The organism is Halobacillus sp. K22 (genome assembly GCF_052246795.1).
Taxonomy (GTDB): Bacteria; Bacillota; Bacilli; order Bacillales; family Halobacillaceae; genus Halobacillus.
The window spans coordinates 1-16,233 of record NZ_JBQQCN010000006.1; the positions used below are offsets into that span (position 1 = coordinate 1).

The window sequence follows — 16,233 nt, forward strand, 5'->3', positions numbered from 1 at the left end:
TCCAAATTTCCAATATGCTCAAAAACCGAAAACTATCCAAATCGATTAGTGATGTGAGCTGGTCGATGTTCACGTCTATGCTCGAATACAAAGCAAAGTGGTACGGGAAGCAGTTGGTACCCGTATCGAAAGTTTTTGCGAGTTCACAGCTGTGTTCCAAGTGCGGATACCAAAACAGTGAGGTAAAGAATCTCGCTGTTCGAACGTGGGATTGCCCAGACTGCGGCTGCCACCACGACCGCGACCTAAATGCGAGCTCCAATATATTGAAGGAGGTTCAAAGAATCCTTCCAACCGTCGGTGCGACGGGGCTAGCCTAATCATTTGAACGAACCGTTAGGTTCGTGCTCTTAGGAATCCCCCAACTTCAAGGAGTGTCAGCGAGTAAGTGGGGGTAGTTCAATGATAGATGTGTGTTGGTCCAATTGTGCTGCTAAGGTCTCGCCAAATATGTGTATAAAACTGACTCGAGTATCGATTACATGTTGTTCGATCCGTTGAAATTCTGCTCTCTGAGCACTTGTCATCGGCACTTGGGCCATACGCTCCTCATGGATCTCTTTTGCGATTGTATTTTTATTTTGTAAGATCAATTCCCCGATTAGTTGTAATCCCCTTGGCATATATCCATTCCTCTCTATCTGAAAAAATCAAATTGGTAGTTGATAGCTCTATTGTAACTTATTAACAGTCATCAAGATAATTTGAACTAGTTTCTTATAAACAATGCTATTGTAAATAAAATTTTTGTTTTCAAATAAACTCCCGATTATGTAAGATCAGTATCGAAAGATTGTGAGGAAGATGGTGATTGGACAAACGAATTGCCCGGCTGCATCGGTCAGACACTCGCACCATACAAGCATTTATAGCAAATGAAGGAGGAGCTCGCTATCTTCTAAAAGGTTCCGTTTTTAACCTGTGGCTCGGTTGGTGTAGAAATCACGGGACTCCCAGGGAGAAGGAGCTAGGGGAGATCTTACAGGTAGTGATAACGACCGAGGAAGCTTATGATAATAGGAGGATCGACTAAGCTCGTCACGTCCTGTGGCAACGTCAAAATCATAAAAAAGCGTTTAACAAACTTCACATAAAAAGAGCACTATCCTTTAATAGTGCTCTTTTTAGTCATATATTTATGAAGCTTGACCTCTTAAGTCTCTTTCAATGTCTTCCAGACTGCGTCCTTTTGTTTCAGGTACGAATTTCATGACAAATAGGAAAGCAAGTACTCCGATTCCTGCAAAAATGACAAACACCCATGCTGTTCCCAAAGCTCCAAGCAGAACAGGGAAGAAAAGGGAGACAATGAGGTTGGCTAATGAGAGTAATAGAGTTGTGAAGCCTGTGGCTGCTCCCCTTGCTTTAAGAGGGAATAACTCAGGCAGCATTACCCATACCACGGGTCCCCAGGTTGCTGAGAAAAACATAATAAACATTCCTAAGAATACAACAGTCAGCCAGGCTATCGCGGTTGTCAGCTCAGCCGTAAATAGTATAGTTGCAAGAACAGCGAGGCTTAGGGTCATACCCACATTTCCGATTAGCAGCAGTTTTTTCCGGCCTAATTTATCTATAGTCGCAATAGCTACCAGCGTCATAAGTACGTTAACAATACCAATTCCCAGTGTACCTAAAATGGATGCTGCATCCCCTAACCCAGCTTTAGTAAAAATAGTGGGGGCATAATAAATGACAGCGTTGATCCCGATAAATTGTTGAAAGACAGCAATACCACTACCAACTAGAAGCATGGGACGAACCCATTTTGATTTCAGTACATCCCAGGTACTTTCTTCAACTTCTTCAACCTTTTTCATTTGTTTAATTTCGTCATCAATCTCGCTCTGTTGACGGGTAAGAGCCATAATTTTACGAGCCTCTTTTTCACGATTATGTTTGATGAGCCATCTGGGACTCTCAGGCATAAACAGAACTCCGACCATTAGGACGATAGCGGGTACTGCAGCAAGCCCCAGCATCCAGCGCCACCCTTCAATAGGGGTGAAAGCATAATTGATTAAGTAAGCAAGCACAATCCCAATTGTAATCATCAATTGGTTCAAAGAGGCAAGTGAGCCGCGCTGTTGAGTAGGTGCCATTTCGGATAAGTAAACAGGAACGATAGCCGTTGAGCCGCCGACAGCTAAACCAAGAATGACGCGCCCGGCAATCAGGATCGCTGCGTTAGGCGATAAAGCTAAAACAAGCGAGCCTATTAAGTAGATGAGTGCGATTACAAATACTACGCGCCTTCTCCCAAAGCGGTCTGATACATAACCACTCATTCCTGCGCCCACAATAGCACCAACGAGCAGGGAACTCACTACTACTCCCTCAAGAAAATTGGATAGCGGAATATCCTGATTAATGAATAAAAGGGCACCGGAGATCACCCCTGTGTCATACCCGTACAGCAAGCCGCCTAAGGCCCCAAAGAAAAATATCCAGCCTTTACTTAAGTTTTTATTCATAAGAGACTAACCACCTTTTAACAATGTAAATGTATTTGTCCAAATATTTTCCACCTAAATGGAAACCGCAAACATGATTGTGTGAATTTAACAGGAAAAGTGATGAATCAGAGCAGCTTAACGATAATAAAGGAGCTTCGGGCTTGAAAGAATGATTTAGTGAAAATCTCAGAGTAATTAACTAAACGCTGTCGGTAGAAAGATGCGGCTTAGTATTGCTTGCTTTAAGTGCTGCCTATGTATCACCCCCAAACCAAAGCGAATCCCTGGAGTATGACTCCGACCATGGTACCCTGTTCTGCAAGAAAACCATCTTCATAGTAGTGTAGGCAATTTTCCTCTATAGCCGGAAGATTAACAGATCTTGTGTAACTAAGTGGGTGTAACAATAAGTCTTAACATTTGCTTTCAGGTAAAAGGTAAGAGTTATGATAAGAGAAGGATAAAAATTTTGGAATTTCGTTGGGAGGATGTATTTTGAAATATACTGTGATCACCGGGGCCAGTTCAGGTATAGGGTATGAAGCAGCTCTTGCCTTTGCTGCGCGTGGGAAAAATTTAATTGTAGTCGCCCGAAGAAAAGAGAAGCTGGAAGATTTAAAAGCAGAGATTGAGAAAAATCAGCCTGAAGTAAATGTGATTGTAAAGCAAGCCGATTTAGCAGTATCAGAGAATGTTTATCAATTGTATGAAGACTTAAAATCCTTTGAACTAGAAACATGGGTAAACAATGCAGGGTTTGGTAATTTCGATCCTATTGCTGAACACGATATTTCTAAAATAGAGAAAATGCTTCGATTAAATAATGAAGCATTAACCATTCTCTCCTCTTTATTTGTAAGGGACTATGAAAACACACATGGGACACAGCTCATTAACGTTTCGTCAGGAGGCGGATATACAATTGTTGCTGACGCAGTCACCTATTGTGCAACGAAGTTTTTTGTAAGTGCCTTTACTGAAGGGCTGGCCCAGGAGTTATTTGGAAAAGGAGCCGCCATGCAGGCAAAGGTACTGGCTCCGGCAGCTACTGAGACGGAATTTTTAAATCGCTCATTTGATAATGATGAGCTGAAATATGAAGGGAATATCCCTCAATACCATACGGCCAAGGAAATGGCGCAATTCTTATTGGAATTATACGATAGTGATCAAGTAGTGGGAATCGTGGATGGAAAAACATACGAATTCCATTTGCAAGAGCCCATTTATCCTTATGTTTCCAGATCAACTGATTCGGATTGAGAGATGACTAAACTTAAAACGCAATTCAGATTTTGGATTGCGTTTTTCTTTACATACGAAAGGGGGAGAAGAGCTGTGCATAGCGAGTTACCAAGTATTTTTCGTGCATTTGCGCAAGAGGAATGCAGGGGGTCGAGCCGGTTATATGAAGTATTAGCTAATAATATTGCTGAAGATGAAGGTATTCTGAAACTCTCTGAACAAGCAAAAGAAGGGCAGCCTGTGCCTAATTTACTTTTAGGAGCTGTACATTATTTATTACTTCAAGGTAATTCTACTCATAAACTAAAGCAGTTTTACAGCAGTATGGTATCTAAGCCTAGGGACCCTGAAAAATCTTTTCCCTATTTCAAAAATTTTTGCAGGGTGCACTCGAAGGAAATTGAATCACTACTGCAGAGGAAATTGGTTCAGACAAATGAAGTAAGGAGATGTGCATATCTTTATCCAGTTTTTTGCGAAGTTCATCGTTTAACGAAAAAACCTTTAGCAATGATTGAACTTGGATCAAGTGCCGGATTACAACTGTTATGGGATGAATATTCGTATACCTATGGAGGAGAGGAGATATATGGAAATAGAAATTCACCTCTTCTGTTGTCTTCCGAAGTAAAAGCTGGCAATACTCCATTTTTATTGAAAAACTCACCCCCTGCAGGCACTCGGATCGGAGTGGATCTAAACGTGTCTGACTTAACCAACGAAGATGAATATCTTTGGTTAAAAGCACTAATCTGGCCAGAACATAAGGAGCGTAGATGGCTTTTTGAGAAAGCTTCCATACAATACTCCAAAAAACCTCCTCAGCTCGTAGAGGGGAACGCTGTCGAATTGCTGGAATCTCTAGCTGACAATATACCTGAGAGTGAAGCTTTGTGTATATTTCATACACACGTAGCTAATCAGCTTACTCCTTCTGTGAAAAATGAGTTACTTAATAAAATTCAGCGTATTGGGAGAAGAAGGAACGTATTTCATATCTATAATAATTTAAGTGATCGTAAGCTCCACTTAGATGCGATTATTAATCAGAAGGAACAAAGCCATACGATTGGCCGGATCGATGGACACGGTCGTTGGTTTGAATGGCATTCTCCGATTATTAATCTCGACTTATAAATTCGTTAACTGAAATTAGTGAATCTGCCCAGGACACTTTGCCTCTTACCACATAAATTGTTAGGGAAAGCAGGAGGAGGAATGAGTGTTATGGGGCAACAGAATGACCAATTTCCAAAACTATTCAACGATGCCTTCCAAAAAGTTGTTCGATCTATGGACTCGTATTTTAGCCAGTCCATCAAACAGCTGGGGCAGTTTTTACATGAGAATACCTTTCCGGTTGCCATGCAGGAAATCAATGGTGAGGTTATTATTCAAGCGCAGCTTCCTGAAGCTGACCGCAGCCAGATTGAAGTAGAGGTTATAGGGAACCACATACGCATTGCCGTTAAACATACAGAAATGACCGAATTTATAACCGACCATAATCATCAGTATCAGAAACAGCAGACCCGGCAGATGATGGAAAGGACGGTTACTCTGCCTTTCACCATTTCTGAAAAAGAAACAAACGCACAATTCAATAACGGCATTTTGACGATTAAAACGCCCAAGAGAAGCACAAGCAGCGAGTATATAGATATCATTTAAAGCTTTTCCTCGCGAGGGGAAGTTTTTTTTATTTCACGCCTTAAATTCGTTTGAAGTGCGTAAAAAGCCCGCTTATGAAAATGGAATTCCATAAGCGGGCTTTTTCGTTATGATTAGTAATATGGAGAAATCATCAAATATACAATAACTCCTGTTAAACTCACATACAGCCAAATTGGCATCGTCCATCGTGCAATTTTACGGTGCTTGTCTACTTTCATAGCGAGACCTCGGAACAGCGTGATCAAGGCCAGCGGAACGATGACAATTGCCAGTAAAATGTGAGAAATAAGGATGAAGTAGTAAATGTACTGTAAAACCCCTTCACCACCATAGGATGTGGAGGAAGACATAGAGTGGTACGTTAGGTAAGAAACCAGAAACAGAGCTGTAGTTGTAAATGCTGCAAATATAAAACGCTTATGCCACTTTACATTTTTACGAACGATCATAAACAGTGCAGCCAGTAAAAAGACAAACGTAAACGAATTTAATATCGCATTCAAAAGGGGAAGCAGTTTAATATTAAAGCCTGTCCCGCTTTCTATTTCAGGAACAAACAATAAAGCTAACACAATGAGGTTGATCGCGATAGAAAGACCAATCACCCATGGGACATAATTAAAATCTTTATTTAATTCCAATATTATTCACCACCTCAAAACATGAGTCATATCTAGTATATCTAAATAAAGCATACACTTCATTAAATATAGGGATGAAATGGTGACGAAAATGTTACATATCAGTAGGAAAAAGGTTAATTAAGGTTTGATAATTTTGCAGTTTATTATTTTATAAGTTCCCGATGGCATAAAAAAATCCCGTTGTTTTTGCAAGATATTCACGTTACTAAAAAAAGGGGGAAGGGAATATGGGATTTCTGGTTTTGGCTATTTTGTTAATATTTTTATTCGATTTTCATAAGTTCAGAAAACAAAACGAGCAAATGATTCAACAAAATGAAAGAATCATTGAGTTACTGGAAGAAAAGAATAAGAATATGAAAAATCAATAGTAAAGGAGGGGTCAATTGGTAAGCAAAGGGGGAGAACGTATGAAGTTTGAAAAGAAAAATCAATATTTTTTTATGGCACTTGGGCATCTGGGAATGATTCTTGTGGCCTTAGGTGCTATGAGGGTTATGTCTGTAATTAACGATTCAGCAGGGTTTGCATTCACCTTTTTTGGGTTTTTGTTAATGAATATTTATATAAACGATCTAGAAAAGAAAATGGGATTTAGCAAGAAAGAGAAGGGAATTTTTACTTCAATATTTATAATAATATTTATCGGTTTATCGTTGTGGCTGTACTTATTATAATACCTATTTTAATGGATTAGCCTGAAAGTACAGAAATACAACTAAATTCTCGGCATAGAAATATTTAAGATCTTAACTTGTGGTTGTATTTTACTTGTCCATAAAGATACTTCTGTACTCATTCAAGACAACCTTACATAACCATTGCCCAATTCGCAGAAACTAAGTTAAAAATGAACGGGGTAGTGACAGATGACATTATTCAGACTGGGCTATGTGGCCATGAGCGTAAACCTTCAAAATGCTTCCCCCTCTCAAACCATGACGTATAAACGTTTTTCAGCGGTTCGAGATCAGGAAGCGGCTGTTAGAAAACTTGAACGGATTGCTCAATCCAATATACAGAATTGTATAAGACTCTTAAAGCATAATAAAGCTCATGATATCGACTTCTTCAGGTTAAGCTCGCGCCTGGTACCGCTTGCCACTCACGAAGCATTAGAAAAGTGGGATTACCTGGCAGCCATTAAAGAGGATTTGAAAGAACTAGGTGATTTTGCTGAAACATATGGAATGAGGCTTGATTTTCATCCCGATCATTTCGTGGTCATTAATTCAATCGATAAAGAAATTTTCAAAACATCTATGAAGGTATTAAAGTATCACTATTTCCTGCTACACCATATGGGCATCGACCCAGCTCATCGATGTGTGATTCACCTGGGGGGCCGGTACCAGGATAAAGTTAAATCGCTGGAACGCTTCATAGATAATTGGGCTCTCGTCCCAAAGGGTATTCAGAAGATGATTATGATTGAAAATGATGATACTTCCTACACACTCGAAGATTGCTTATATGTTTGTGAGAAGTTAAATATTCCTCTCGTTTTTGATATCCATCATCACCTTGCCAATCAAGACAAAGAGCGGTGGGAAGACCACTGGGAACGTATTTTAAATACCTGGTCCCGTTCACCATTATCCGTTAAAATGCATATTTCCAGTCCAAAAAGCCATGAAGAGTATAAAAGTCACGCGGATTTTGTAGATTTGAAACTGTTTCTCGATTTTGTCAAAAACACTAACGGATCAACCGGACAAATTGACTGCATGATCGAAGCTAAACAGAAAGACGAAGCACTTTTTGCATTAGCAGGTGAATTAAGGAAACATCCCAATGTAATTATGGAAAGCGAAAGTTCTTTTAGATGGAAGGGAGAGTGAGGGAGCTAAGAGGAAAGGTTTTAAACAGCTGGGCAGGGGTATTCTGAACTCTTTGGGGACATATTGACGTTTAGACGATTTGCAACCAAGTGTGAACATACGTCAGAGTTCCGTACTGAAAAAAGCATGAGGCCGGAGCCTCATGCTTTTAATTGGTTTGCAATTTTTTCTGTTTGCGAGCTTTTTCTTTTTCAATTTGTTTACTTCTAAGCTGACCGCATGCTGCATCAATATCTGTACCATGCTCGGTACGGACTCCACATTTGATTCCGCGGTCCATCAATGTTTGATAGAAAGTGAGGATGGATTCTTTCTCACTTCGTTCATAAGGGTTATCCGCTACAGGGTTGTAAGGAATCAAGTTTACATAAGAGAGATGCTTTTTATTTTGCAGAAGATCAGCGAGTTCTTCAGCTTCTTTCTTATGATCATTGACGTCCTTAAGCAAAATATACTCAAAGGTTATACGTCGGTTCGTTTTTTCGAGATAATAGTCAATGGCCGGCATGAGCTTTTCCAGCGGATAAGCACGGTTAATTTTCATAATTTCTGTCCGTAATTTGTTGTTCGGCGCATGAATGGAAAGCGCTAAGTTGATCTGAATGCCTTCGTCGGCAAATTCATACATCTTCGGTGCGATTCCACTCGTGGAAACAGTGATGTGTCGAGCACCGATGGATAGACCTTTTTGATCGTTGACAACCTTAAGGAAGTCGATCAAGTTATCATAATTATCGAATGGTTCGCCTATTCCCATTACAACAATGTGGCTGACACGTTCATCTTTTGCTTGTTTATCAAGGTGCTGCTGCACCTGCATAATTTGCTCGACAATCTCTCCGCCTGATAAGTCACGGTTTTTTTTCAGTACGCCACTCGCGCAGAAGGAACAGCCGATGTTGCACCCAACCTGGGTTGTAACGCATACCGACAATCCGTAGTTAAACCTCATTAGAACAGTTTCAATGATATTTCCATCATGTAATTTGAATAGAAACTTGACTGTTCCGTCTTGTGATTCTTGTTTTATTTCCTCGGTTAACGTTTCAATTGTAAAATGTTCCTGAAGAAGATCAATACAAGATTGGTTCACATTCTTCATTTGAGAAAAATCCGTTATGCGCTTTTGATAAAGCCAGTTCCAAATTTGTTTAGAACGGAATTTTTTCTCACCATGCTCTGTGACCCAGTCAGTTAGTTGATCAAACGTTAAACCATAAATCGATGGTTTCATAAATACGCTCCTCTTTAAAAAAGTTCGCTATTTCTATCATAATAGATGCAGGTACATCTTACAACCTTCCGCTCAATGTTATAATTTTTGCTCAATTTCTAGTTAATGAGTAAAATCTATGAATTAATTACGTGTAATAGTCTATTCCATCTTATTAGCACATTGTTATGAGGGGGAGTACTATTATTAGCAGCATCAGTTTTACATAAACTGTTAAACAATTGTTATCTAATAATAAAATTATTACAGCCAATAGCGGGTATATAATAAATAAGCCTATCAGGATATGGGTGATGCTGGATATTCCTTTATTCAATAATGGAAAGGATGAAACCTAATGTACAAAAAAGTAGTCGTTGCATTTGACGGTTCTGAAGGAAGCGATAAAGCTCTGAATCATGCCGTAGAATTAAGTAGAACCCAGCAATTTCAGATATCAGTAGTATTTGTAGAAAAGGAAAAGGATAAATACAAAAATAATACAGGTTTTAACATGACGATGCGTAATGATATGACACTTGAAGAAGGAGGCGCCTACGTAGGGGGCTCTGAGGAGCGGATCAGCGAGAAAGAAGTCATACAAAGTGAACCAAGAGCCTACGCTGGAAACCACCCCATTTTTCTTGAAGTTAAAAGAAAACTTGAAAAAGAACAGGTTCCCATCCAATATGAATGGCTGGAAGGCGACCCAGTCAGTCAACTATGTAATTTTGCTTCAAGCCAGGAAGCGGATTTAATTGTAATCGGGAGTCGCGGTCATAGCGGCATCAAGAAATTCGTCATCGGGAGTGTTAGTGAAAAAGTAGCAAAAGAATCGGACATTCCCGTATTAATTGTTAAATAAATTGGAAGGCCGGGCTAAGTGCCCGGCCTTTTATATAGATAAGAAGAATTGTAATAAGAATTAACATTACAAATTTATATTGAATTTTTCACTTCACAAAGGGTAAAATAATTATGAAACTGATTTCATAATTAAACCGACAGAGGGGAGTAATGGAATGCCGACTATTTCAGATGTAGCAAGGATTACGGGTCTTTCCAAATCAACGGTTTCACGTGTAATTAATAATCATCCTTATATATCGAGTGAAAAACGTGAAAAAGTATTAAAAGCCATGAAAGAACTCGGGTACTATCCAAACCCCTCCGCGAGAAGATTAAGAGGCCAGGCAACGAATACCTTAGGCGTAATTGTTCCCCGTATTGTGAACCCATTCTTTTCCTATTTAGTAAACTCTATTGAGCAAGAAGCCTTTAAAAACAATTATCAAGTGATTATATTTCAAAGTAATGATCTTAAAGACAAGGAATTATATTTTCTTAACTTGTTAAAAACCAGACAGGTTGACGGGATCATAATGACATCAATTGAAAATGACTGGGAGACAATAGAACCTTACATGCAATATGGCCCCATTCTCCTTTGCAATGAATACGTAAATCATTCTTCTGTATCTAAAGTGAGATTGGACCAGAGGAAGGGCGCATTCATGGGGACCGAGCATTTGATAAACAAAGGACATCAAAAAATTGCTTATTGTACAGGTGGACTGTTTGCCGGGTACGGTCGTGACCTTGATCGTAATACCGGCTATCAGAAGGCTATGGATAAACACCACTTGAACCCTAACCCCAGCTGGATTTTTATTCAGAGGCATTCCATTGAAGATGGGAAAAGAGTAGTGAAGGAAATACTATCCATGAAAGATAAACCTACAGCAATTTTCTCGGGCAGTGATGAAGTAGCGGCAGGAATAATTATCGAAGCAAAAGAAAATGGGTTAAAAATCCCCGATGATTTAGCCGTAATTGGTTTTGATGATCAGCCTATCGCCGAAATTGTAGAACCTAAGTTGACTACGATTAGACAGCCTATTGATGAAATGGGGGTCAAATCTGTAGAACTACTAATTCAGATGATGAATACTAAAGAAAGTATGTCAGAAGAAATCCAACTACCCATTCAACTAATAGAAAGGGAATCTACTTAATTTTATGAATATTTTAAAATTTTATTGAAAACGATTTCATAATGCCTTATAATAAAAATTAATTCTTGATTAGCATTTCTTCAAGAATTAATATTTTTTGAATCATATGAAATCGATATCACGTTTATCTTTTGGCTCTTTTAAACTTCTTTATTGGTTTTAAGGGAAAGCTCCCGTTTCTTTAAGACTCAGTTTCGAGATATCTAGTGAGAGAATTAGGTCCTGCGGGGAACGACTCGCTTTCCGGGGTCTCACCGATCATGTTTATCCCACAAGAGTCTCCCCGTTCCCCTCCGGACCTTGCCATATCAGCAACTCGAAACGAACTAAGACATCTTCTGCTTGATGAGAAAAAAGAGCATGGGGTAATGAGGCAATTTTTATGCACAATGTGAAAATTGCATGTGAAAGAAGCATTTATGACCAGTTATGAAGGAGAGGATCCTCTCTTCTGGCATGGTCCGTTATTCTTCCTGGCTGGATTGGTGGGGAAATGATGAGACTCCCATGGGAGAAGGAACTAGGTGAGATCCCGCAGGGAGTGAAACGAGCGAGGAAGCTTACCGTTCCCCCATAGGAAAGCGAGTTATTTCCCCACCAGCCACCTCCACAACTCGTAACGGACCCAAGATATCTCGAAACTGACTCTTACAGTAACCGGCCCTATTGGGTAGTTAGCCTTTTAGGTAAAATCAATGATAAACTTAAACAGAGTCTATCGTTTAAAGCGCACGATTAAATTACTAGTAAGCGAAGCGGCAAAGAATGAAGAAATTTTTTTAAGTTTATGTGAAACCGATATCATATGAAGAAAGGATGAAGAGTATGAAAGCTTTTAAGTTACTAGCTCCAATTGTATTGTCAGGTACGTTGCTTGCGGGGTGTTCGTTCTCGTCAAGTGGTAGCTCGGATAATTCAGAGGATAAGATGACCATTGAAATTTTTCAAGGAAAAGTAGAATTTAATGACCAGTTTGAAAGCTTAGCTGCAGAATACGAAGAAGAGCATCCAAATATTAATATTAAGATTAACAGTGTAGGTGGAGGATCTGATTATGCCAGTGCGCTTAAAACGCAATTTGCATCTGGGGAAGAACCAGAAATATTCAGTATTGCTGGACCGACCGAAGCGGATAATTATGAACAGTATTTAGCCGATTTATCGGATACAAAAGCAAGCGAACTTGCTCTTAAGGGTTCACTGGAACCAGTCACCAAGAACGGAGAAGTTCATGGTCTTCCATTTAATCAGGAAGGTTATGGTTTCATTTACAATAAGAAAGTATTTAAAGAAGCGGGTATAGATGCAAAAGCAATCAAATCCTACGAAGATTTAGAAAAGGAAGTGAAAACACTCGATAGTCAAAAAGATCAACTGGGCATACAGGAAGTGTTCGCCTTTCCGGGAAAGGAAAAATGGGTCCCGGGCAACCACTTATCAAATGTTTACTTAGCGCCTGAGTTTAATCAATCTGTAATAGAAACTTATGAGGCGGAATCTGTAGGGTTTACAAAAGGAAAAGAATTTAAAAGAATGATCGACTTACAGGTGGATTACTCAATTCAACCAACATTGAATCTAGATTATTCTCAGCAAGTAGAGAAATACTTTGCGCTTGAGGAAGTAGCCATGATTCAGCAAGGGAACTGGATTTACCCTTCTGTTCACCAACTCGCTCCAGAATTCGCTGAAAATAATATGGGTATTATCCCTATTCCGGTAGAAGGACAAGAAGGTAAATTGCCTGTAGGAATCCCTAACTACTGGGCTGTAAATAAAAACAGTAACGATGAAATTATTCAGGCATCCAAGGATTTTATTGACTGGATGTACACTTCTGAAACAGGCAAAGAATCTGTTCTGCAAGACTTTAAATTTATCCCTGCTTATAAAGAATTCGATACTTCAAAAATCGCTGATCCAATTTCCAAAGAGATCTATCAGTATGCATCAGAAGAAAAAACGACAGGCTGGGTATTTCTTGGATACCCGGGCACATGGGGAGATTATCTCGGGGGTAATGTTCAAAAATATTTAAGTGACAAAATGACCTGGGAGGAACTTGAAACCGACTCTAAGAAAGAATGGGAAAAAATGGATCAACAACAATAATATAAACTTATCGACCATTCAGTTTTTACTGGGTGGTCTTTTTTTCATGGAATAAAGGAAAAAGATGAAAAATAAAACCTTCAATATTTGTCGAAACTTACCGTAACGACTATCATGGGAATAGGGAAACTACAATTCCTTTAACAAATATAAGGAACTAATTTGAATTTACTATTTGAGAAATAAATCACAAGAAACCATCCTCTTATACATGAAGTTAATTTATTGACTTAAAATACCTATAAGGGGTATATTGATTATGAAGGAGCGAGAAATAATGGAAGACAATACCTTACCAGAAAATAGTGGGAAAAAGCCGGTTAAACCAAGGACCAATGAAGAAAAACAAGCCGTCATTAATCGTTTAAAACGAATAGAAGGTCAAGTTCGCGGTGTACAAAAAATGGTGGAAGAAGATCGGTACTGTGTGGACACCCTTATTCAAATCTCAGCTATTAACAAAGCTTTAAACCGAGTAGGCTATTCATTAATGGAGCGTCATACGCATCATTGTGTAGCTAGTGCTATTAGAAAAGGGGAAGGCGAAGAAGCCATTGACGAATTGATGAAGGTTGTCCAGCAGTTCTCCAAATAAGGAGGATATTAGTTTGAGTGAACGGAGAGAAATGAATTTAGGTATCACGGGAATGACTTGTTCTGCTTGTTCTGCTCGTATTGAGAAAGTACTCAATAAAATGGATGGAGTAGAGGCAAGTGTAAACTTAACGATGGAGAATGCCACCATCACTTATGACGATGATCAGGCAGAGCCTCAAGATATTAAAGAAAGAATTGAAAAGCTTGGCTATGGGGTGCAGTCAGAAAAAGTAGAGCTTGATATCCACGGAATGACCTGTGCGGCATGTTCCACCCGTATTCAAAAAGGACTAAGCCGTATGAACGGAATTGAAGAAGCTTCCGTGAATTTAACAACGGAAGCCGGAGTGATTGAATATCAACCAGGTTTAATTTCTACTGATCAAATTATAGAAAAAGTCAAAGATCTAGGGTACGAAGCCGTAATTAAAAAGGATCGTGAAGAGCAGAAAGATTATAAAGAGGAAGAAATCAAAAAGAAAAAACGACAGCTCTTCTTGTCTATCATCCTGTCTTTACTGCTTCTTTATACGATGATCGGTCATTTGCCATGGGACTTAGGCATTCCTGTGCCAGAGCTGCTGATGAATCCATGGTTTCAGTTTGTTTTAGCTACACCTGTACAATTTTATATCGGAGCCCCTTTCTACGTCGGAGCTTATCGAGCTTTGAAAAATAAAAGTGCTAATATGGATGTACTGGTAGCTTTAGGTACGTCGGCTGCTTATTTTTATAGTGTGGTGGAAGGCATCAGATGGCAGTTGAATCCAGATGTTATGCCTGAATTATATTTTGAAACCAGTGCCGTTCTGATCACATTGATTCTGGTGGGTAAATTGTTTGAGTCTCTCGCTAAAGGAAGGACTACGCAGGCGCTGACCAAACTACTGAATCTGCAAGCCAAGGAAGCTACTGTGTTGCGAAATGGAAGGGAAGAGAAAGTTCCTGTGGAGCAACTACAAGTGGGAGATGTCCTGATTGTTAAACCAGGTGAAAAAATACCGGTAGACGGTACAATAGTGAAAGGTACAACCTCTGTTGATGAATCGATGATTACTGGTGAATCTTTGCCTGTAGAGAAGTATAAAAATGAAGCAGTTATTGGTTCCACCATTAATAAAAATGGCACGATCCAAATGAAGGCTGAAAAAGTAGGTAAAGATACAGCCCTGGCAGGCATTGTGAAAATAGTAGAAGAAGCACAGGGTTCTAAAGCCCCTATTCAAAGGACAGCGGATGTTATTTCCGGCATTTTTGTCCCGATCGTAGTGGGTATTGCGGTGCTTACATTTGTTGCTTGGTTCGTATTCGTTTCTCCTGGGGAGCTTCCTCCTGCACTTGAAGCTGCCATTGCTGTTCTGGTAATTGCATGCCCGTGTGCGCTCGGTCTAGCTACGCCTACATCGATCATGGTAGGTACCGGGAAAGGAGCTGAGCAGGGAATCCTCTTTAAAGGAGGAGAATACTTGGAAGGCACGCAGGGACTGACGACGATTCTGCTTGATAAAACAGGTACGGTTACAAAAGGCAAGCCAGAAGTCACGAACTTCGATACGGTTGGGAACAATCGAAAAAATGTCCTTGGTTATCTAGCAGCAGCCGAAAAAGTATCTGAACATCCACTCGCCGAAGCTATTGTAAACTTCGCGGAAGAGAACGGCGTGAATCCCCACGAGGCAGATGAATTTGAAGCCATCCCGGGGTATGGAATCAAAGCTATAGTGGATGGAAAAGAGGTCTACGTCGGTACAAGAAAATTAATGAAACGGGAAACAATTGATTACACAGAGCTTGAAGATATTCTTTCACAACATGAGACTGAAGGAAAAACGGCGATGCTTATTGCTGTAGAAGGAAAGCTTGCAGGTTATGTGGCTGTAGCAGACACCATTAAAGAAACCTCGAAGCAAGCCATTCAGGACCTTAAAGATTTGGGGCTGAGCATCTATATAGTAACTGGCGATAACGAGAGAACAGCTAAAGCCATAGCTTCCCAAGTAGAAATAGACGGAGTATATCCCGAAGTTCTTCCTGAAGAAAAAGCTGAGAAGGTAAAAGAACTTCAGGAAAAAGGAGAAAAAGTGGCTATGGTCGGAGATGGAATCAATGATGCTCCCTCTCTTGCTACGGCGGATATTGGGATAGCCATCGGTACAGGTTCAGATGTAGCCATCGAAACAGCTGATCTCACTCTAATTGGCGGCGATCTTGAAAACTTGAGCAAAGCGATTAAGCTGAGCCGGAAAACCATGGCGAATATTAAACAAAATATGTTCTGGGCGCTAGCTTATAACTCAGCTGGCATTCCGGTTGCTGCTATCGGATTACTCGCCCCCTGGGTAGCCGGTGCGGCAATGGCTTTCAGTTCGGTCAGTGTCGTGAGTAACGCTCTTCGCTTAAAAAGAGTAAAATTATAATAGTAAAAAGTATTCTTAA

The 16,233-nt window shown here is 39.8% G+C and carries 16 protein-coding genes; 12 read left to right on the forward strand and 4 right to left on the reverse strand.

Annotation, left to right across the window (positions count from 1 at the left end):
• A partial coding sequence (locus ACTWPM_RS06250) for an RNA-guided endonuclease TnpB family protein (protein WP_443132211.1) occupies positions 1–320 on the forward strand: 320 nt, incomplete at its 5' end.
• A 57-nt stretch (positions 321–377) separates the two neighbouring features.
• Here the strand turns inward: ACTWPM_RS06250 and ACTWPM_RS06255 are convergent.
• Together ACTWPM_RS06255 and ACTWPM_RS06260 are read right to left on the reverse strand one after the other, a co-directional pair.
• Positions 378–623 carry a hypothetical protein gene (locus ACTWPM_RS06255; protein WP_443132212.1) on the reverse strand — a complete coding sequence of 82 codons (246 nt, stop codon included), beginning with the start codon at positions 621–623 and terminating at the stop codon, positions 378–380.
• A gap of 513 nt (positions 624–1,136) precedes the next feature.
• The gene (locus ACTWPM_RS06260; protein ID WP_443132213.1) at positions 1,137–2,474 is read right to left on the reverse strand and encodes a sugar porter family MFS transporter; all 1,338 of its coding nucleotides are present in this window, start codon (positions 2,472–2,474) and stop codon (positions 1,137–1,139) included.
• 477 nt (positions 2,475–2,951) lie between these two features.
• On the opposite strand from ACTWPM_RS06260, the gene ACTWPM_RS06265 reads away from it, so the two are divergent.
• The 3 genes from ACTWPM_RS06265 to ACTWPM_RS06275 all read left to right on the forward strand — a co-directional run bounded on the left by ACTWPM_RS06265 (position 2,952) and on the right by ACTWPM_RS06275 (position 5,372).
• Positions 2,952–3,719 carry an SDR family NAD(P)-dependent oxidoreductase gene (locus tag ACTWPM_RS06265; RefSeq protein WP_443132214.1) on the forward strand — a complete coding sequence of 256 codons (768 nt, stop codon included), beginning with the start codon at positions 2,952–2,954 and terminating at the stop codon, positions 3,717–3,719.
• Between the two features lie 75 nt (positions 3,720–3,794).
• A complete protein-coding gene (locus ACTWPM_RS06270) occupies positions 3,795–4,838 on the forward strand; it encodes a DUF2332 domain-containing protein (protein ID WP_443132215.1) in 1,044 nt (347 codons plus the stop codon).
• Between the two features lie 90 nt (positions 4,839–4,928).
• Entirely contained in the window at positions 4,929–5,372 is a 444-nt protein-coding gene (locus ACTWPM_RS06275; protein ID WP_443132216.1) for an Hsp20/alpha crystallin family protein, read from the forward strand.
• A 113-nt stretch (positions 5,373–5,485) separates the two neighbouring features.
• Here ACTWPM_RS06275 and ACTWPM_RS06280 read toward each other — a convergent pair whose 3' ends face one another.
• Complete coding sequence (locus ACTWPM_RS06280; RefSeq protein WP_443132345.1) at positions 5,486–6,019, reverse strand: DUF420 domain-containing protein; 534 nt, start codon at positions 6,017–6,019, stop codon at positions 5,486–5,488.
• Positions 6,020–6,246: 227 nt separating this feature from the next.
• On the opposite strand from ACTWPM_RS06280, the gene ACTWPM_RS06285 reads away from it, so the two are divergent.
• The 3 genes from ACTWPM_RS06285 to uvsE all read left to right on the forward strand — a co-directional run bounded on the left by ACTWPM_RS06285 (position 6,247) and on the right by uvsE (position 7,860).
• Positions 6,247–6,390 carry a hypothetical protein gene (locus ACTWPM_RS06285; RefSeq protein WP_443132217.1) on the forward strand — a complete coding sequence of 48 codons (144 nt, stop codon included), beginning with the start codon at positions 6,247–6,249 and terminating at the stop codon, positions 6,388–6,390.
• A gap of 39 nt (positions 6,391–6,429) precedes the next feature.
• Positions 6,430–6,696 (forward strand): hypothetical protein, encoded by a 267-nt coding sequence (locus ACTWPM_RS06290; protein WP_443132218.1) that lies wholly within the window; start codon positions 6,430–6,432, stop codon positions 6,694–6,696.
• Positions 6,697–6,888: 192 nt separating this feature from the next.
• Positions 6,889–7,860, forward strand: a complete 972-nt coding sequence (gene uvsE / locus ACTWPM_RS06295; RefSeq protein WP_443132219.1) for a UV DNA damage repair endonuclease UvsE — start codon at positions 6,889–6,891, stop codon at positions 7,858–7,860.
• 148 nt (positions 7,861–8,008) lie between these two features.
• Here the strand turns inward: uvsE and rlmN are convergent, their stop codons facing one another.
• The gene (gene rlmN / locus ACTWPM_RS06300; RefSeq protein ID WP_443132220.1) at positions 8,009–9,094 is read right to left on the reverse strand and encodes a 23S rRNA (adenine(2503)-C(2))-methyltransferase RlmN; all 1,086 of its coding nucleotides are present in this window, start codon (positions 9,092–9,094) and stop codon (positions 8,009–8,011) included.
• Between the two features lie 337 nt (positions 9,095–9,431).
• Between rlmN and ACTWPM_RS06305 the strand changes: the two genes are divergently transcribed.
• The 5 genes from ACTWPM_RS06305 to ACTWPM_RS06325 all read left to right on the forward strand — a co-directional run bounded on the left by ACTWPM_RS06305 (position 9,432) and on the right by ACTWPM_RS06325 (position 16,214).
• Complete coding sequence (locus tag ACTWPM_RS06305) at positions 9,432–9,938, forward strand: universal stress protein (protein ID WP_443132221.1); 507 nt, start codon at positions 9,432–9,434, stop codon at positions 9,936–9,938.
• A 157-nt stretch (positions 9,939–10,095) separates the two neighbouring features.
• The gene (locus ACTWPM_RS06310; RefSeq protein ID WP_443132222.1) at positions 10,096–11,088 is read left to right on the forward strand and encodes a LacI family DNA-binding transcriptional regulator; all 993 of its coding nucleotides are present in this window, start codon (positions 10,096–10,098) and stop codon (positions 11,086–11,088) included.
• An 816-nt stretch (positions 11,089–11,904) separates the two neighbouring features.
• Positions 11,905–13,200 carry an ABC transporter substrate-binding protein gene (locus ACTWPM_RS06315; RefSeq protein ID WP_443132223.1) on the forward strand — a complete coding sequence of 432 codons (1,296 nt, stop codon included), beginning with the start codon at positions 11,905–11,907 and terminating at the stop codon, positions 13,198–13,200.
• Positions 13,201–13,477: 277 nt separating this feature from the next.
• Positions 13,478–13,795, forward strand: coding sequence for a metal-sensing transcriptional repressor (locus ACTWPM_RS06320; RefSeq protein WP_443132224.1), 318 nt, complete (start codon positions 13,478–13,480; stop codon positions 13,793–13,795).
• A gap of 13 nt (positions 13,796–13,808) precedes the next feature.
• Positions 13,809–16,214 (forward strand): heavy metal translocating P-type ATPase, encoded by a 2,406-nt coding sequence (locus ACTWPM_RS06325; RefSeq protein ID WP_443132225.1) that lies wholly within the window; start codon positions 13,809–13,811, stop codon positions 16,212–16,214.
• Positions 16,215–16,233: the final 19 nt, after the last annotated feature.